Annotated in this window: 11 protein-coding genes and 2 pseudogenes; 7 read left to right on the forward strand and 6 right to left on the reverse strand. The window is 56.8% G+C overall.

The window, feature by feature from the left end; all coding sequences use genetic code 11:
• Window positions 1–238: 238 nt before the first annotated feature.
• From LDJ84_RS06565 to LDJ84_RS06585, 5 genes and pseudogenes are all read right to left on the reverse strand, one after another.
• Window positions 239–376: pseudogene (locus tag LDJ84_RS06565) on the reverse strand (LysR family transcriptional regulator); the annotation flags it as partial.
• Window positions 377–575: 199 nt separating this feature from the next.
• The gene (locus tag LDJ84_RS06570) at window positions 576–3,089 is read right to left on the reverse strand and encodes a S8 family peptidase (protein WP_034004688.1); all 2,514 of its coding nucleotides are present in this window, start codon (window positions 3,087–3,089) and stop codon (window positions 576–578) included.
• Window positions 3,067–4,098 carry an AAA family ATPase gene (locus LDJ84_RS06575; protein WP_033982009.1) on the reverse strand — a complete coding sequence of 344 codons (1,032 nt, stop codon included), beginning with the start codon at window positions 4,096–4,098 and terminating at the stop codon, window positions 3,067–3,069. The genes LDJ84_RS06570 and LDJ84_RS06575 overlap by 23 nt, the downstream gene beginning before the upstream one ends.
• Entirely contained in the window at window positions 4,091–4,408 is a 318-nt protein-coding gene (locus LDJ84_RS06580) for a helix-turn-helix domain-containing protein (RefSeq protein WP_023464296.1), read from the reverse strand. The genes LDJ84_RS06575 and LDJ84_RS06580 overlap by 8 nt, the downstream gene beginning before the upstream one ends.
• Before the next feature lie 134 nt (window positions 4,409–4,542).
• On the reverse strand, window positions 4,543–5,433 hold the full coding sequence (locus tag LDJ84_RS06585; RefSeq protein ID WP_033982007.1) for a LysR family transcriptional regulator: 891 nt from the start codon (window positions 5,431–5,433) through the stop codon (window positions 4,543–4,545).
• 232 nt (window positions 5,434–5,665) lie between these two features.
• On the opposite strand from LDJ84_RS06585, the gene LDJ84_RS06590 reads away from it, so the two are divergent.
• The 5 genes and pseudogenes from LDJ84_RS06590 to LDJ84_RS06615 all read left to right on the forward strand — a co-directional run bounded on the left by LDJ84_RS06590 (window position 5,666) and on the right by LDJ84_RS06615 (window position 15,230).
• On the forward strand, window positions 5,666–6,574 hold the full coding sequence (locus tag LDJ84_RS06590; protein WP_088142968.1) for a WYL domain-containing protein: 909 nt from the start codon (window positions 5,666–5,668) through the stop codon (window positions 6,572–6,574).
• A gap of 12 nt (window positions 6,575–6,586) precedes the next feature.
• Window positions 6,587–9,071 (forward strand): annotated as a pseudogene (locus LDJ84_RS30780) (helicase-related protein).
• A 14-nt stretch (window positions 9,072–9,085) separates the two neighbouring features.
• Entirely contained in the window at window positions 9,086–10,480 is a 1,395-nt protein-coding gene (locus LDJ84_RS06605) for a DUF262 domain-containing protein (protein WP_226046099.1), read from the forward strand.
• Window positions 10,420–11,889 carry an McrB family protein gene (locus LDJ84_RS06610; RefSeq protein ID WP_226046100.1) on the forward strand — a complete coding sequence of 490 codons (1,470 nt, stop codon included), beginning with the start codon at window positions 10,420–10,422 and terminating at the stop codon, window positions 11,887–11,889. Before LDJ84_RS06605 ends, LDJ84_RS06610 begins: the two co-directional genes overlap by 61 nt.
• The gene (locus LDJ84_RS06615) at window positions 11,886–15,230 is read left to right on the forward strand and encodes a DUF2357 domain-containing protein (RefSeq protein ID WP_033981972.1); all 3,345 of its coding nucleotides are present in this window, start codon (window positions 11,886–11,888) and stop codon (window positions 15,228–15,230) included. Before LDJ84_RS06610 ends, LDJ84_RS06615 begins: the two co-directional genes overlap by 4 nt.
• Before the next feature lie 25 nt (window positions 15,231–15,255).
• Here LDJ84_RS06615 and mobH read toward each other — a convergent pair whose 3' ends face one another.
• Window positions 15,256–17,115, reverse strand: coding sequence for a MobH family relaxase (mobH, locus tag LDJ84_RS06620; protein WP_033981969.1), 1,860 nt, complete (start codon window positions 17,113–17,115; stop codon window positions 15,256–15,258).
• Between the two features lie 308 nt (window positions 17,116–17,423).
• Here mobH and LDJ84_RS06625 point away from each other — a divergent pair, with 308 nt between their 5' ends.
• Complete coding sequence (locus LDJ84_RS06625; RefSeq protein ID WP_033981967.1) at window positions 17,424–17,741, forward strand: type II toxin-antitoxin system PrlF family antitoxin; 318 nt, start codon at window positions 17,424–17,426, stop codon at window positions 17,739–17,741.
• Entirely contained in the window at window positions 17,741–18,199 is a 459-nt protein-coding gene (locus LDJ84_RS06630; RefSeq protein ID WP_033981966.1) for a type II toxin-antitoxin system YhaV family toxin, read from the forward strand. The genes LDJ84_RS06625 and LDJ84_RS06630 overlap by 1 nt, the downstream gene beginning before the upstream one ends.
• Window positions 18,200–18,221 lie beyond the last annotated feature (22 nt).

Below are 18,221 nucleotides of genomic sequence, written 5' to 3' on the forward strand. Positions count from 1 at the left end.
GCCGGTTTGGCGGCGCCAAAAGCACAAAAGCCCCCGGCAACTCACGCTGCCGGGGGCTTTTGCTGGGTGATTCTGGAGCGGGCGATGGGAATCACCCAAAGCAGCCAACCCATTGATTAATAAAGATTTTTTCTGGTTATTAAAACCAGAAGTGGCCTCTGAATGTACCACATCACCCCTCTTGGCGAAAGGCATAAATCCACCGCCCTCTGCTGGCAGCTACCGACAGCCACTGCGATCAGGAAGGGAGCGCTTTTGCGATCTGCAGTGCCCTGCGCTCGAACCGTTCGGAAACAGGGTTCGCTTGCCCCTGGGGCCTATGCAGGTGCGTCACGATTTCGTAGGGGCCGTCGTCCAGTGGTCGCATGCTGATGATCTTGCCCCTATAAAACCGCACTCGGGATAAGCGCCAGCGAATTGATGGCCGCGACTGAAAAGAACCTCAGCGCGGGCAGTGAGCCGCAAGATTCGGCATAGCGGTCGTAAGTGTCTTTTCGGATATTGGCAGCGCAAGCTGTCGCAGCCAACGGCGCCGGGCGGGTGCTTAGCCCGACAGCGGAACACTGGAATGCCTCTTACGTATCGACAACCACAACATTAGCCACAGGGATTTTCTGGGAAATAGCAGCGTAAAGATCAACGTCCGTCTGCTGGGTCTGAATGGATACCACCAAGCTATATCGCGCCGGCAGGCCATAACGTTCCAGCGCAGGCCGTGTCCGCCACCACCCAGCCGAAGGATACACAGCAATGAAGCCACGGCTGGCCAAGTCAGCCGCCGTACCTTTCCAGACATCCTGATGCAGCGAACCACGATGCCGCTGCCGTTCGCCCAACAGCCAATTGGGATCTGAGGGGTTCACAGGGTCACCCTCATCCTCGCGCTGCGCTGCCGCATTCACCCGTGCGACAAAATTCTCGGTGGATGCATCAAGCGGACGCTGCACATCAAATCGCAGGCGATGCGAAGGGTAGTGATACTTTGATGCAACACCACGCGCTGATGGATTGGGTTCGATGAAGTAGGAGAGCGTGATGCGCATCTCGACGGGCGTGTCCTGCAACGCCTCCAACTCATCCTTCGGCCAAGGCAAGGAGTGCAGATTCATGTCGCGCGTCACGATGCCCTTGCCCTGAACCTTCGCATAAGGATGCACCACGTCTTCAACCAGTAGGGTCAGCGAGTCTCCCGCACTCCAGAGCGCGCGGTTCAAGTCCGGGGTTCCCCAGCCGCAATGGCGAATCAGGTGAACGTAGTCGTCCTTGTTGGGCGCTGCGGGCAAGAACATCCCCCGCATGGCCTCGCTCCATTGCGCCGAATGTACCAGCAACGCACGCACGGTTTCAGGTCGGAGGTGCGGATAGGCCGCCATGATCTGCGCCGCCATTCCCGCGCACAATGCCGATGCGGCACTGGTGGCATTGCTGGTAGTGAACAAGCGATCCAACGGCTGGTTATGGGTCGTCAACAAGTTCAGGCTGGCCATGCCTACCGCCCCCAGCTCATCCTTGGCTGCATTGCCTCCTTCCAGCACCACTTCGGGTTTCAAGGGCCATGCGCGATCCCACGTCCTGGTTGTTGTCGTGAAAGGGCTGAGGCCGCCGGCTTCGGCAACGGGCTTCAAGGAAGGATGACCTTCCGTGTCGATCTTGTCGGTAAAAGCGCCCACCGTGATCGCGTTCCATGCCTGGCCAGGGTCATGCACGAGATTGGTGGAAAGGCTATCTGGATACCCCGCCCATGCATTGGGGTCGCGCGTGTTGCCGGCGGACAGCACGAACAGACGCGGGCTTTCACCGACCCCATCGGTATCCGCAGCAAGGCTATCGACGGCAGCAGACCACGAGGAAGGACGACCACGATCACGGTAGTCCGAGGCTGTCACCGCCGAAGCGAACACGCGCGACCGATTCGGAGCGGAGATTTCAGGCCGCGCAACGCCTTCCATGAAAAGGTAAGCATGGTGGCGCGCATCGCCTTCATTCGCACCTTCCGCCGGTATCAGCTTGACCGACTCCAGCCGATGAGGGACGTTGATCGAATCCGCAGACGCCAGGGCGTCTGTGAGATCGCCATAGGCAGCCAAGCCCGCCAAGCCAGTGCCATGATTGGCCTCATCATCCACGCCCCAGGCTGGCTCCACGGTATGCAAATCGCTCGCATCCATCAACGGCTCCAAGAGCGGATGCGCGCGCGTCACGCCGGAATCCAATAAGCAGACTCGCGGAGCGGTGTCGCCTGATGGCCTCAACTGGGCGCGACGCAGCAAGTCGTCCGCCCACTCCCGTTGTTCACTGATGCCCATGCCGTCGAAGAACTCGGCCGTCTCCTTGGCGTAGCGAAGTTCAGCGACACAGTTCAGCGTCATCACCGACCGCGAGAACTGCTGCTGCGACCCATACATCAACAACACCGTGCGTTCGGGAAAATTGACCTGCTTGTCACTGACGACACATTCCGCCAATCGAGCAAGCTTCTTGAAGTCTTCTACAACGACTTGCCGCTGCCCCGCCCCTCGAACCGGAAGCCATACCTCCCACCAGAAGGCGGTCGCAAGATCGTCAGGCAGCAGTTCGGGAGCGTCAGTCCACAGAGCCCTGATTTCTGCAGTTCGGATGGATTCGATGGCATCCAACAACTTCCGGTGATCGCGTGCTTGACCGCGACTGTCCTTCTTCTCCTCCAGATAGTCGGATATGTATTTCTCGAAGTGCGCCAGCTTTCCATCAGGAACGAAGACATTGGCGAAGGTCTGGTTGCCTTCGCGGCGAACACTGAGAAGTTCAATGTTCCTGGTTTCGTTCGCCAAGCTCTCGAATGCCAACTCGACATCAGGTTGGCTGGAAAACTGGATTTGCAAGCCCAACCCGCTTTCCAGTTGCAGGTCTCGCTGACCTTGCACCGCCTCTGCTGCAGCGGGCTTCAAGTTTTCAACCTGGTCGCGAAGGGATGCACCGTGCTGCTGCCGGGGCAACGTCGGCACGCTGCGTGTCGATCCACCGCCAGCAGAGTGCGCTTTGAACTCGACGGCTTGAGATGTGTCTCGAAGAATGAAATGTGGGCGCTTAGCTTGTAGTTGATCCGGCATTGCTCGGTGCGACCTTCTTGTTGTTCATTCTGAGACTTAATTTGCGGCGCTCATCGAAAGCACGTGTCAGCACATCTGCTTTTACGCGCTCCTCGTCGTGCATCACGGCTTCCTTGATGGATTCATCTACGGCACGTCTGATCTCCGCGTAGCTCAAGCCTTCTGCCTTGGCTGTGATGGCCTTGAGCGGAAAGGGCTTGGGCGCGAACTTCCCAAGCCGCGACTGGATCAGCTTGGTAGCCTGCGGCGCGCTCGGGAGCCGATACTCGATCACGTCATCAAATCGGCGAAAAAGCGCGTAGTCAAGGATCTCAACATGGTTCGTTGCTGCAACGATCAAGCTATGGGATTGGTCGCTCTCGATCATTTGCAGAAAACTGTTCAGTACCCGCCGAATCTCACCCACGTCATTAGCCAGCCCTCTTTGTGAGCCGATGGCGTCGAACTCGTCAAAGAAGTAGACGCCTCGCACATCATTGATGGCATCGAATATTTGGCGCAGCTTGGCGGCGGTCTCCCCCATGAACTTGGTGATCAGTGCATCCAGTCGAACGGAGAACAGCGGAATGCCAAGTTCACCGGCCAACACAGAGGCGGTCATCGTCTTGCCGGTGCCCGGTGGCCCGACCAGCAGCAGTTTGCGTCTTGGCGACAGGCCATGCTCGCGGATGCGCAAATGATGCCTCTGCTCTTTCATGATGCGACCAAGTTGTTCGGCCATCTCCGCATCGAGCACCATGTCCGACAGACGATTCTTCGGATAGGAAACCGTCAGCAAGTTTGCCAACTCACCGCGAGGACGAGCCAACGGCACCAGTTTGCCCTCGGGGCCACCCGGCGCGACACGGGCTTTTGCCGCGTCGATCATGTCGCGGAGTTCTTCGGCAAGCTTGCCGTGACCTACCTTCGCTTCACGGGCCGCGACCTGCATGGCAACAGAATAGAAATGCTGGTCATCCCGCTCGATATGGGATTTCACCAACGCCTTGAGTTGTTCGGCATTAGCCATAGTGGCCTCCCACCTGCGCTGTCATGTTGGCCGATGCTCCCAGTGATGCCAGCGCAGACTGCATTAACTGATCGGCGACGTGCTCGTCTATCGCACCCAGTTCGCTTTGGTCGGCAGCCAGAACGAACAGCAGGCCGACAGGCACATGCAATGCCTCGGCAATTCTTGTAACCGTCGAAAGTGTCGGGTCGCGCTTATTGTTCTCAAGCATCGACAAGTACGACACGGAGCAATTGGCTCGGTTCGCAATGGTGCTTTGAGAGACGCCCCGTTGCGTTCGGCACAGTCGAATGGCTTGTCCAACATTCATGGCGCTTGCTTTCTCACGGGTTGCGACGAGCGTAAGTACCCTGAAATTTTACCACCAGTGAACATCATTGACGAGACTTCTCCCCCGGATACCGCGCTGGCAGGCTTCAGGCAGCCAGTCCTGGCCGCTGCCGATCAATCGTCCGAATGCGCGCGCAGGCGTGCGATGAACCGCTCCACCGACACCGGCGAGTCCTCGCCGGCGGGCCGTAGCAAGTAGGTCGTGATGACTGCGGAATCCATGGCCAGAGGGCGGATCACCACATCGGGGCGCAGGCTCGCCGCGATCCTGGTTTCGGTGATGAAGCCCACCCCGTAGCCGGCACCGACCAGGGTGAGCATCATGTCCAATGAAGACACGTGCTCGGCGACGTCAGGGGGACGCTCCAAAGGTCGCAGCAGCCGCGCCAGTTCACGATGGTAGCCTTCGCATACTTGCGGATCGCATAAGACCAGTGGGTAGCTCGCAAGCTGATGCAGCGGAACAGCCTTGTGTGAAAGCAAAGGATGCCGGGCGGGCACGGCAACCACCAGCGGATCGTGCCAGAGTGGCTCGGTAACGATGCCGTCGCCGACTTCCGCCGTGTGCGCAAACCCGATCGAGAAGTCGCCTGAGCGCAAACCACGCAACTGATCGGCCAACGGCACTTCGGACAGGCGAATCTCGATCTCCGGCTCTTCCTCGCGGCAGCGGGCCAAGAGGGCCGACAGCCTGGGATCGATTGCGCCGTCGGATACGGCGATGCGAAGGCTTCCGCTCAAGCCCGCAGCGACCGCCCGGACGTTCTCCTGAGCCTGTTTGAGGACGGCGAACACCCTGCGCACATCTTTCAGGAACGTTGCACCCGCCTCGGTCAGTACCGTGCCTCGGCGGTTGCGCTCGAAAAGCACCACACCCAGATCATCCTCAAGCTCCTTGATGGCGCGGGACAGCGGTGGCTGTTCGATATGCAGGCGCTCTGCGGCCCGTGTGAAGTGCAGCTCTTCTGCGAGAGCCACAAAGCAGCGAAGGTGTCGCAGTTCCATGGGCCGTGCTCCTGTTCCGTATCAGCGATCTATTCGCACCAGTTCTCGTCCGCAGTGACCTGCTGGATGCACGCCAGTCCACGCCGGATCGCTCATTTGCGCCTCAAAAATGGTTATCACAATGCAGCTAACTAGCGAATCAACTTGGATTTATAGACGTCTTTCCACACAGACCATATACTTTCGGCAGAAATCTGCATAAGCATTCGCTAACCCGAACGAGCCAGCCAGGATGCCCCACGAACAGCTTGCCGATCTAACCCAACCACAGCGTGACCGCCTCGCGTTCGTGGAATTGCGTCTGCGCTTCATTGGGGAGATGCGCCGCCAGGACTTGGTCGCGCGTTTTGGTATCCAGTCCGCTGCCGCGTCCAGGGATCTGGCGCTGTACAAGGACTTGGCACCGGGCAATATCGACTACGACGGCAAAGGCAAGTTCTACGTCCTGGGTTCGAGCTTCCAGCCGATCTTCGATTTCCCACCCGAGCGAGTGTTGTCGTGGCTGACGCAGGGGTTTGGCGACGGTGAACCGATGCACATCAAGGCGTGGGTGGCCAGCGAGAGCCCGTCCCGGCTCACTCACCCTGACCTAGCAATCCTGGCGAGCGTCACTCGGGCCATCCATTACGAATGCCCCCTGGGTATCGAATACCACTCCATCTCCAGTGGCCGCACCGCGCGGGAGATCGTCCCGTTCGCGCTGATCGACAACGGTCTGCGCTGGCACGTTCGCGCCTTCGATCGCAAGTCCCAGGATTTCCGGGACTTCGTCATCACCCGGATCAAACGTCCCGTCATCCTCAAGGACCAGTCAGTGGCTCCCCATGAGATGAGCGATCAAGACATTCAGTGGACCCGGATCGTCGAGCTGGAACTGGTGCCCCATCCAGATCAGCCCCGACCCGAAATCACTGAAATGGACTACGGCATGCAGGGCGGCGTGCTGCACATGAAGCTGCGAGCCGCCACGGCCGGCTACATCCTGCGCAAGTGGAGTGTGGACTGCTCCCCTGACCACAGCCTGCGCGGCCCTGAATATCGGCTCTGGTTGAAAGACCATCTCGCCATTTATGGCGTGCGCAATGCAGTGCTTGCGCCAGGGTATGCATCGCCGAGTGCAGAAATGTCGATTGCTGACTGAACGGAAACGACTATGAAGCTGATCCAAAACACCGGAACACAGCGCGTCATCGACTTGATGAGGCCCCATCTAAAACACGGCAACCGACTCGACTGTGTAACGCCTTCGTTCTCGCTTTACGCCTTTGCGGAAATTCGGGAGGCGTTATCCGCTTTGGATCAAGTTCAATTGATTGTGCCTCCTGATAACGAGGCACTTGAATTCTTGGGAACGGAGGGCGACCGTGCAGCGCGCAATCGTCTGCAGGCACGTTGGCTGGCCAATCAGTGCGCGAAATGGATCAGTGAAAAAGTGGCGCTCCGGCGGGCATCGAGGTCGGTGCCACAGGGGGCTGCTGTCATGCGCGGCCCGGACGGGGCTCCTGCACAAGTGGTCCTGGGCTCGTTTGCCTTCAACACGTCTGGCCTTGGACTGACGCCAGGCAACCCATTGAACCTGATTCAGGCGTCAGAAACGGCCGAGGAAGCCGCGCAGCTCGCCCAATGGTTCGATCACCAGTGGGCAGCCTTGCAAACTACTGCTTCAACCGACTCCGAGGGTCAGGGAGAAGAGCACGAATCCGTACTTGAGGCGCTGCGAGGCCTGGGTGAGCACCGCGATCCCTTCACCATCTACACCTTGATGCTGCACCGCTTGTTTCAGGACAGCGGTGACGAGATGGACGAGGAGCGCATCGTCAAGTCAGCCACCGGCATTCGCAATACCGTGGTATGGAAGAAGCTGTTCAAGTTTCAGCGCGATGGTGTGGTGGGTGCCATCGACAAGCTGAACCGCTTTGGCGGCTGCATCATCGCCGACAGTGTAGGGCTGGGTAAAACCTTTGAAGCTCTGGCCATCATCAAATATCACGAGCTGCGCAACGACCGCGTTCTGGTGCTGGCGCCCAAACGCCTGCGCGACAACTGGACGCTCTACAAGGCCAACGACAAACGCAACATCCTTGCAGCTGATCGCTTTAACTACGACGTGCTCAACCACACCGATTTGTCGCGCGATGGCGGCCTCTCAGGTGACATCGACCTGTCACATGTGAACTGGGGTAATTACGACCTGGTGGTGATCGACGAGTCGCACAACTTCCGCAATCGACATTGCCGACGTCGATATCGACGACCCGGCGTTTGAGACCTTGCTGGTCGGTCGCAAAGTCAAGGTGCTGCTGGGCGATGTGGATCTGATCCGCTGGAAGCAGGACCTACTGGAAGACCGCAACCGCCTGGCGACTCTGCTGGCTGCAGCGCGCCAAGTGGATGCCGCCCGTGATGCCAAGCTGGCAGCCTTGCGCGACATGATTGCCCGCAAATGCGCCGAACCCATCAACACCCACGATGGTAAAGCCAACCGCAAGATCATTGTGTTCACCGCCTTCTCGGACACGGCGCACTATCTCTACGCCCAACTTGCCCCCTGGGCCAGGGATAAGCAGGGCATGCACGCAGCGGTCGTCACCGGCAGCGCCGGCATCCAGTCCACCTTGCCAGGTCTGCGCAAGAACATGGGAGACGTGCTCTCAGCCTTCGCGCCGCGCGCCAAGGAGCGCCCGCAAGACCTGGCGGATGAAGGCGAAATCGACTTGCTGATCGCCACCGATTGCATCTCTGAAGGGCAGAACCTGCAAGACTGCGACTGGCTGATTAACTACGACATTCACTGGAACCCGGTGCGCATCATCCAGCGCTTCGGGCGTATCGACCGCATAGGCTCGCCCAACCAACGCATCCAGCTCGTGAACTTCTGGCCCAACATGGAACTGGAGGAATACATCAACCTGGAACAGCGCGTCAGCGGGCGCATGGTGCTGCTCGATATCTCGGCCACCGGCGAAGAAAACCTGATCGAACAGCAGTCCGGCAACGCCATGAACGATCTGGAGTACCGGCGCAAGCAACTGCTCAAGCTGCAGGACACGGTGATCGACATGGAAGATCTGTCCACCGGCGTGGCGATCACCGACCTCACCCTGACCGACTTCCGCATCGACCTCGCGCAGTTCCTTAAAAGCCACCCCGGCAAGCTGGACACCCAGCCGCTTGGGGCTTTTGCGGTCACCACCACGCTGGATGCCGACATTCCCCCTGGAGTGATCTTTTGCCTACAAGCCTGCGGCCCGACGGCAAAATCCGCCGCGTCGTCCGACTACCCGCTCGCGCCGCACTACCTGGTGCATGTCGGCGATGACGGCCACGTATTGCTGCCCTACCCGCAGGCCAAGCGCATCCTGGATCGCCTCAAGCGCCTGGCGCTGGGGCGAGAACGGCCGGATGACAGTGCCTGCGCGCGCTTCGACAAGGCGACAAAAAGCGGTGAGGACATGCGCCACGCCCAGAAGCTGCTCGCGGCGGCCGTGGCATCCGTCGCCGGCAAGCATGAGGAACGGGCCGTTGCCAGCCTCTTCACACCTGGCGGCACGCACGCCATGAAGGGCGAGTTCGCTGGCAGTGACGACTTCGAGGTGGTGGCATTTCTCGTCGTGCTGCCCGATGAAAAAAGTATTTGATTACAAGGACCCGCATGAGCTTTCGCACCGCCGAACCCGCATTGAAAGATGTCCTCGATGGAATCGCATCGGGGCAAATCCAGCTTCCTGACTTCCAACGCGGCTGGGTGTGGGATGACAACCATATTCGGTCGTTGATCGCGAGCCTCTCGCTGTCCTACCCGATCGGCGCGGTCATGTTTCTGGAAGCAGGTGGGGTACCGTTCAAGCCCCGGCTGTTTGCCGGCGTCAACCTGCAGCCTGCGCCTACTCCAAAGACCCTCGTACTTGATGGTCAGCAACGCCTGACCTCGATGTACCTGGCGCTGCGCAGCGGCCAGCCCGTGCCGACGCGCACGGAGAAAGGCGCGAACATTCGCCGCCTGTATTTCCTTGACATGGCCCAATGCCTGGACGAATCGGCAGACCGCGAAGAAGCCGTTCTCTCGGTGCCGGAGACGCTGCAAGTCACGTCCGATTTCGGTCGCAAGGTTGAGCTGGACGTCAGCACGCCAGACTTGCAATACAGCCAACGCCTCTTCCCTGTGACATTGCTTTTCGATATTCAGGGTTTCATGGCTTGGGAAAGCGGCTTCAGCGCCCATCACCAGTTCGCAGCGGAAGCGATGCAGTTCATGCAACGATTCCGCAACGACATCTGGCTACGCTTCCAGCAGTTCAAGGTTCCCGCCATCGAGCTGACTCAGGACACGCCACGCGAAGCCGTGTGCCAGGTGTTCGAGAAGGTCAATACCGGCGGCGTGACGCTCACCGTTTTCGAGCTGATGACGGCCACCTTCGCAGCCGATGAATTCAATCTGCGTGACGACTGGGAGGCCCGGCGGGAGCGGTTGACCGTCAAGCATGACGTGCTCACGGCAGTGGACGGCACCAGCTTTCTCACTGCCGTGACCCTGCTGGCCAATTATCAAAGGCACAAGGCACAGGGCACGCCCGTCAGTTGCAAGCGTGCCGACGTGCTGCGGCTGCCGTTGGCGGATTTCAAGGCGTTCGAACCCGCGCTGGAGCAAGGGTTCAAGCGCGCGGCAGAGTTGCTTGCAGAAGAAAAAATCTTCGATGGCCGCAGCCTGCCCTATGCCACACAGCTCATACCGTTGTCAGCCATATGTGCTCACCTAGCAGACCGCACCACACAGCACGGCGTCAACTTGCCACTAATGAGGCTGCGGTCGCTGAAATTGGCGAGCTGCGCCGTCAAGGCTCGGAGCTCAACGCCGAGAACAAATCTCTGGCGCAAAGGGCATCTATCTTCGAGGGAGCAGCCAACGAAGCACAAGCCGAACTCAACCGTTTGCGTGCAGCTTATGAGCGCCCCGCTGAAGTTGCCGCTCGCTACAAAGAAATTGAGATGCCGCACATCAGTGTGGATAAGGTCAAGCAGCCGGTGCAGCACGAGATCGATGAGCTAACTTGGCTCACTGGGATTGGCAATGCTTGCGACACATATGGGCTACATTTCAATCCGCGTATTTTGAAAGCTTTTCATACAGCGCTCAAAACAGCTGAATGGTCGCCGCTCACTGTCCTGGCGGGGGTTTCTGGAACCGGAAAATCAGAACTCCCGCGCCTCTACTCGCACTTTGGCGGCATTTATTTCGAGCCGCTGTCTGTCCAACCGAATTGGGATTCGCAGGAATCCATGCTGGGTTTTTTCAATTCCATAGACAACAAGTTCGATGCGCAGCCGGTGCTGCGCTTTCTCGCGCAAAGTCAGATATCAGGCCACGAACGATATGAACAGCGTATTAAACGTTGGCAGAGTATGTCGCCGGATCAGCAAATGGCACTTGACCCTGAGAAGGACAAAAATCTAATTGAAGCGTTGAAACAAGCAGATTATCCAGGATTGCAGGACGCAGTGTGTCTGGTTCTGCTTGATGAGATGAATCTAGCACACCCCGAGCTTTATTTTGCGGATTTCTTGAGCAAGCTAGAACTGCGGCGTGGCAGAAAGGGTAATGACGTCCCGTTCATCCCGGTGAAAATCGGCGCAGGCATGGAGCCCTATAAACTTCCCCTCGGTCGCAATGTGCTTTGGACAGGGACGATGAACCAAGATGAAACCACCAAGTCACTTTCAGACAAGGTGCTTGATCGATCCATCATCATCAACTTTCCGCGCCCGACGGAGCTCAAACGCCGCCTGAAGCTTGCTCCACTTGATGACAAAAATCGAGGCCCAGCGCTACACAAAACGTCGTGGCAGAGTTGGCTAGCGCAAGGCAGCAACTTCTCCGACGATCAGGTCAGCCCGTTCAAGAAATTCATTGAAGGAATCAATGCCTCTCTCGCGGTCACAGGCCGTGCTCTCGGTCACCGCGTTTGGCAATCCATTGAATACTACATGGCCAATTACCCGGATGTTCGTGCTGCACCCGATAAAGATGCGCTTGCCAGGGCTATGCATGTCGCCTTCGAGGATCAACTCGTGCAGAAGGTCATGCCCAAGTTGCGGGGTATAGATACACGCGGCAAGAGCAAGACGGAGTGCCTGGACAGGATTCGTGGACAGCTCGTTACAGGAATCGGGAGTAACTCATTCAATCTGGCCGAGGATTTCGATCTCGCCTGCGATCTTGGATATGGTCAGTTTATCTGGCAATCAGCAAACTACCTAAACGCCGGCGATACTATCTCTGATAAAAAACCTACGGCTGCTCTGGCGCCGGACGGGAGCGAAGAGCCACATCCACTTTTTATGAAAGAATCAGATGCAGCCAAACGCCGTAAACTCTGGAGCGCAAAGACACCTGAGCAACGAAAAGAGCTTAGTGAAAAGCTAGAAGCGAATGCCGGAAGGGTTCCACATAACTCATGACAGTCAATCTAAAAAAAATCTATGTGGGTTATCGCGCTAAGGAGAAAATTTCTAGCGCCTTACTTGAACAATTAGATTGGTTTTATCGGGCTGCAGATTTCGATCCGAAAACAGGTTTGGCGTTGCCGCAGGCATTGTCTTCTTTTTTGAAGAAAATTGCGCAGCCTGTAAATAACAGCATAATCCATGATCGGCTTTGGCGTATCACAGAGCACAGCCGTGCTGCACTCGAACATCTAATGAGATCACTCAACGAGAGCCCGCGTCGTGAGCAAGCGTTGATGCCCATTCATGCTGTGCGCGAGCTCGACGCTAACAGTTTTATAAAACTCAGCAATCGCCCAGGGCGTACCATTCGAGAAAAACTTGCTGGTAAGCCTCATATGCAGGCTGTGCGTCGTTTTCAATCTGTCGATCTGCCCGAAAATCGTCTATTGAAGGCATTTGTTCGCCATCTTGTTGAACTGCTTGAATTTCGCCTAGATTACCTCGGCCATGAAGACGAGATTCTGCCAAAAATACAATCTTGGCTGCACTCCGAAGAAGCCCAAGCGATTGGCAACTGGGACAATCTGCCACCCAATAATACGCTACTCTCGCACCGTGATTATCGACGCATTTGGGATTCATGGCGGTGGCTACAGACCTTGGATGATGATGTCGCTGGCGACTTTGTCCAGGTTGAGGCACGTGACAAAACGATGCGCTTATGGAGACAATGCGCGCAAATGTGGTCTTCCGGAAAACATCTATTTTCTGAGATGCCGCTTATTTTTGACTACGAGAAGTTTGAGATACTTCCCTGGTCTTCAAAACCGCCCTTGTTCAATACATCAAGGAAGAATATTTCGCGGCATAGCCTGCAATGTGAAATCACCGATCCAGTTTGTGTTGATTTCACGTCCTTGCGCCCGAGTTACGACTGCGGCGACGGTGCATTCGCACAGTCTTTGCCTGATACGTTTCTGTGGCAGCAATGGAGGCGCGATGATGAGAGCATCGACATCGAACTCTTCCACTCCGATGCAGTTTGGCTTCATCCGCAATCGATAACCATATCCGGGCCAGACCTCTTATTTGCCAAAGGCAACACATCAGAGAACTGCGACCGTGCCGCTCGCGCATTCACTATTCGGCTGCACGAGATTTTCAGGAATGACACACTCTACTGGCTGGTTCCGGATTTTCTCAACGACTTTGAACTTGAGCTTATCCGTCGCAATCTCAATGCTCGTTTCTCCAACGCTGAACCGTTACCGCGCAGCGTGGCAGCAGTTTTCGCGCTGGCTGATCCAGAAAAAATAAAGGGTGAGGGTTATGCCGTCGTTGTTGTAGATACCATTGGCAACAAGACCTGTGCAGTCAAGCTACTTGCCAAATTCGACGAGAACCTGAAAAAACGTCTTCCCATAACTCGCGGATTTTATTGGGAGCGCTGTCCACCAGTTATCATTGCTAACGCGGATGATAATAGAACCGAATTTCAAGGCTACGATATTAGCGTGGTTGATGCCCAAGAACGGTGGCACGATGCAATTCCCGCTAGCAGGAGCGGATACATCGATCCCGAGCACCTCAAGCGCGATCGGCGTATCGGAGGCTTCGCGTTCTGCATCAATCTAACGGGAAGCCCCGTTGCAGGTGGCGTCCGCCTACATACCCTCCAGCAACAAGCAGGTGACATTCCGCTATGGCGTGATCAAATCCCAGAACTTTCAATCAAGGTGATGAAAGATGGCCACTACCAACGCTTTCACTTGGTTTCACGTGGGACAACTATCAAGCCTGTTCGCGGAAAACCCGTGTTCATTCCCATTGCTGAAGAATTCACACTTCTAGCAGGAAAACAGCATTACTCGTTCCCACTCTACATCGGCAGCAATGCTGACGACCTTGGCTTTTCCGCTCGTCTCGATTCACCCGATTTTCCGCTAAAAGGTGATGTCCTGTGTGATTTAAACTTGACCTTTGAATACGGCGCAGACACCCCTTATAAGCTTGTGTTCACTCCACGCGCAGAATCAATTCGACCCATGCGGGCAACGTGGCAGCGCATGGACGAAATCGTCATCAGCGATGCCCCCGCGCCAGAATATCCAACGCCGATAACGTGGTCAGATTTGCGGATTTTCCCGAAATCCGGCAGTAATGAAACTACCGACTTGCTCGACTGGATGCAGAGGGGAATTGCACAGCTTGACCGCCATCTTTATATCCGTCCCAAGCCACGGATAACAGGTGAAATAAGCAGCGCATGGAAGATTGATAAAAAAGGAGGGAAATTTACCTTTGCGGCTTGCGATGCAGTGGAGGACTCCGTTTTCATCCATCAGAATAGCTTTATTCATGAATTGAATTTCGTTGACTTTTCAGAGGGGCAGGAAATCTCATTCGAGCTTCGAGAGCGCGAAGGGAAATACTCTGGCTGGAAAGTGGCTGGCCCGACATATAAGGATGCGGTGCATTTAAAGTTTTTTGATAAGGAATCAGAAAAAGACTTAGTCGCCAATATTCGCAAGAGCCTTTATTTTCCAGTCATTCAGGTTTGGCGTGATGGTCGCTCGATCAGTGATCCGGAATGCCCGCAAGATTTTAGCGCCGCAATGAAAATTAATTGTGAGTATCTCGTTGCCCTATTGTCAGAAGATGAGCTTCCTGAATCAGTGAGGGCAGAAATTATATTTCTGCTTTTCTGTATGCATAAAGATGTGCCTGACGACTGCATTCAGTTGATCTTCGATAAGATCAGAGATGGTAATATTCTTGAAAAGAGCCTGGTCGGTTTCGCGCTTGGTGATGTTTCAAAGCAATGGCAATATGATTTGCTATCAAAACTTGTTGAGAATCTGACAGGCGATGTGCTTCGCATTTTTTCTTACGCCATCTGGCGAGAGCAGAATTTCGTTGATAAAATATGCCTCGCGGACATGCGTAGCATTCTGAATACTCTGAGCATCATGCTTGGTAACATAAAGCAGTGTCCGCCACGGAAATACGAGAAAGACGAATGGACTGCGCGTAATTGGATTCGTTCTACAACGGAGCCACTTGAACTTTTGCTAGGCCTGCTGCGCACCCGGGCATCGTCCAACCCTGAAATCAAAATGCTCCTTCAACCGCATCAAAAAATAACTAAAGAATTTGCGAAGCAAATTGAGCATGTAACTGAAATCATCTTGCAGTCGGATATTCCTCTTTTTTCCCGTGTGCAACTCAATCTCCAGAAGCCGAAGAGCGATCGCGCGCCCGATTTACTTTATGCACTGCGACTTTACCTCGGCGGGGATGACGGAGCGGACGCGATTCACATCTCCAGTGTTTCTGATGGAAATTCTGATTGAAATTTAAGCCTCATGGGTTATTTGACTAATTGATGGTTTTTGATTTAATCAAAAATAGATATGGATTATTTGAGGCCGGAAGATCGAAAACCATTTGTGGTTTGATAAGTAAATAGCCATGTAGCTTCCTCGATTTTCTGGGGCCTGTGACTTCGCACGTCCAGATGTTCAAACCACTCGGCTGCTTGCGATGTAATTGCAGTCGCTCGAAGCGCTTCTGCACCCACTGCCAATCCTGCAGGTTCTCCTGTTTGGCCAGTTTGCCTACCTGCGGGTGTTCTTGGGCATAGCGCTGAAATACGCCGGGGCTGACTAGGTAGGCGGTGTCGCTCACGGTATGCACCAGCGCTTTCGCATCATTGATGATGAGTCGCCGCGTGGCGATGCCCTGTTTCAGCCACGCCATGAAGTGTTCGCCGGATGGCTGTGCCGTCGAGGATGTGGAGGTCGGCGGCGAAGGCGCAGCGGCGGCCAGGGTCGGCAGTGGCGCATCCGAGAGAACGATGGGTGCTTCGTCCGGGGTGGTTTCCACATCCTGATCGTTGGTTGGCGAGTTTCCTATTCCTACCATCGCCAACATGTCCTCCATGGCGTCAGGGATGGCCAGGGCCTTGGGCGGAAGGGCCGATGCGATTCCACGACCTTCCACTGGCGGAGCGTTTTGGTTTTCCAAGGCTGACGCCGCGCCGTCCGCAGAAAGGGGGGCTGCTGCCTCGGCAGCTTCGCCTGCCAGTGCCGCGTCGATCGTCACCATCCCTGCAAAGGGTGCTGGTCGCTCACCAGATTCCCAGATCAGCGCGGGCGCGAGGCGCAACAGGGTGAACGAGTGAGTCCAGCCGGTGGAACTGGTCACGGTAGCGCGCCAGATCGCTTTGCCGTCCGGCGTGGACTGCAACATGCCGTGGTCCTGCAGCACGTTGAACACGGCGGTGTTGTTCGCAGGGATGCCGTCGATACCCTGGGATAGCAAGTGCGCCCGCAGCTTGTCCGAGACCGTTTTGCTGACCAGCCACAAGCCATCTTCGGTGAGCCAGCCATCGGAGGCTTCCGGCTGGTTCAGCTTCAACTGTTCCTTGAGCAGGTAGCGCAAGCCATCGAGCAGCTTGCGTTGCAGCGCGTGCTTGGGTGCGGCCATGGCACGTGTGGGGTCGCCACCCAGTTCCTGGGCCACGGAAGCCCGGTCGGCCTGCACCACCAGTTCGCCCAGCACCCCTGCATGCTCGTACTGCCCGGCCAGGACATAAAGCAGCGGCGCCCACAGTGATGGGTAGCTGCTGAGCCAGTCCAGGACTTCTCGGTCAAGCAGTTGGTGGTAGAGCAAACCGCTTGCGGCGCTGTGCAGGCGGTACTCGCGATCGTCACGGTAGCGGAAGCGGTATGGCTGGTGTAGCGGGCCGTGCCACGGATGCCAGGTATTGCCGTCGGCCAACTCGACGTGCAGATCGACGGCGATCTTGCCGATGTCGTGCAGCAGGGCGGCGTAGGCGATGGCAGCAGTCCACGCTTCGGCTTGCGCAGCTTGGTCTTCCGGGCTGGCGCCGATGGGCAGCAGATGAGACTGGCGCAGCTTCAGGCTGTAGGCAACGATTTCCAGACCGTGGTCGAGCATGCCGCCTGGGTAGGCATGGTGATGCGCTTCGGAGGCAGGGAAAGCCTGGACCAGCTCGGCATAACGTTCCAGCGGCGCACGGTACAGCGCGGCGAACTGCTTGCGCGAGAGCGAGGTGCGCTGCCAGATGTGTTCCAGCAGCTTCTGCCGGCGCGGTGTCGCCAGCAGCGATGCGGCCGATTCCGGCCAGATCAGCCCTTTCGGGAGGTCGGTGGTGGGTGCTGGCGATGGAGCGGCAGCGACCGCAGGCCGTTTCCGCTGGAACAGAGAGAGCATATGGATTTCCTGGTGGCTGGCCAAGCGGGAGGCCTTTTCGCCTTTTCGGGTAGGGCCTTTCCCCTTGCACCCCATTCCCTTGCCCCCTTGACCTTTTGGCCTTTAGAAGCCTTTGGATATAGAGCGGTGAGCATGTGTCGTCCATCGTCAATGCGGGTATGGCGGGGCCGGATTGATGCGGGAAGGCTGGCTGTTCCCGCTCTACGATGCGATCCATTGTTGGATGCTGGAGAGCCGCGGTGAGACCACAGATTGACGAAGTAAGGATATTTCCTTACAATACAGGCATTGCGATCAGGAGAGCCGCCATGCCTGCCATTCACGAAGTTGCCACGCTGACCTCCAAAGGTCAGATCACGCTGCCCAAATCCATCCGGCAGGCGCTGGGTGCCGATACCGGCAGCAAGCTCGCGTTCGAGCTTCGTGGCAGTGAAGTCATCGTGACCCGCGCCGATGCCGAGCACGAGGACCCTGCCATTGCCGCGTTCCTGACCCTGCTGGCCCACGACATTGAAGCGGGCCGGAATGTGCGCGGCCTGCCCGAGGATTTGGCTCGCACCATGCTGGAGCACGCGGGCCACAAGGTGGAGCTGGGCGATGATTTCAATGAGGACGTGGAAATCTGATGCGACAGCATGGCTGGACACTGCTGTTCCACGACAACCTGATCGAGCAGATGATGAAGCTGCGTGCGGCTGTGCTGCGCGCCCAGGAGAACGACCCGGAAGGGTTTGGATCGAACGCCAACGTCAAGTTCTTCCGGGCCTTGGTTCAGTTGATACAGGATGTGGTGCCGAGTGATCCAGCACGCGACGAGTACCGTCAAGGCAATACCATGGGGCCGGTCTATCGCCACTGGCGGCGAGCCAAGCTCGGAAGGCGATACAGGCTGTTCTTCCGCTACGACTCGAAGGCCAAGATCATCGTGTACGCCTGGGTCAACGATGAGCAGACCCTGCGGTCTTCGGGGAGCAAATCAGACCCCTATGCCGTGTTCGAGAAGATGCTCGGGCGCGGGAACCCGCCGGACGACTGGAGCGCATTGGTAGAGTCAAGCAAGCAGGATTGGAGCAAACTGGAATAGGCATTCCTCATGTAGCAGGAGA

This window comes from Pseudomonas sp. HS-18 (assembly GCF_020401845.1).
In the GTDB taxonomy this organism is placed as follows: Bacteria; Pseudomonadota; Gammaproteobacteria; order Pseudomonadales; family Pseudomonadaceae; genus Pseudomonas; species Pseudomonas nitroreducens.

Bases quoted from the DNA above. Each gene is read 5' to 3' on its own strand.
- LDJ84_RS06570 (WP_034004688.1), bottom strand. From the start codon at position 3,089: ATGCCGGATCAACTACAAGCTAAGCGCCCACATTTCATTCTTCGAGAC.
- LDJ84_RS06575 (WP_033982009.1), bottom strand. From the start codon at position 4,098: ATGGCTAATGCCGAACAACTCAAGGCGTTGGTGAAATCCCATATCGAG.
- LDJ84_RS06605 (WP_226046099.1), top strand. From the start codon at position 9,086: ATGAGCTTTCGCACCGCCGAACCCGCATTGAAAGATGTCCTCGATGGA.
- LDJ84_RS06585 (WP_033982007.1), bottom strand. From the start codon at position 5,433: ATGGAACTGCGACACCTTCGCTGCTTTGTGGCTCTCGCAGAAGAGCTG.
- LDJ84_RS06625 (WP_033981967.1), top strand. From the start codon at position 17,424: ATGCCTGCCATTCACGAAGTTGCCACGCTGACCTCCAAAGGTCAGATC.
- LDJ84_RS06610 (WP_226046100.1), top strand. From the start codon at position 10,420: ATGCCGCACATCAGTGTGGATAAGGTCAAGCAGCCGGTGCAGCACGAG.
- LDJ84_RS06615 (WP_033981972.1), top strand. From the start codon at position 11,886: ATGACAGTCAATCTAAAAAAAATCTATGTGGGTTATCGCGCTAAGGAG.
- mobH (WP_033981969.1), bottom strand. From the start codon at position 17,115: ATGCTCTCTCTGTTCCAGCGGAAACGGCCTGCGGTCGCTGCCGCTCCA.
- LDJ84_RS06580 (WP_023464296.1), bottom strand. From the start codon at position 4,408: ATGAATGTTGGACAAGCCATTCGACTGTGCCGAACGCAACGGGGCGTC.
- LDJ84_RS06630 (WP_033981966.1), top strand. From the start codon at position 17,741: ATGCGACAGCATGGCTGGACACTGCTGTTCCACGACAACCTGATCGAG.
- LDJ84_RS06590 (WP_088142968.1), top strand. From the start codon at position 5,666: ATGCCCCACGAACAGCTTGCCGATCTAACCCAACCACAGCGTGACCGC.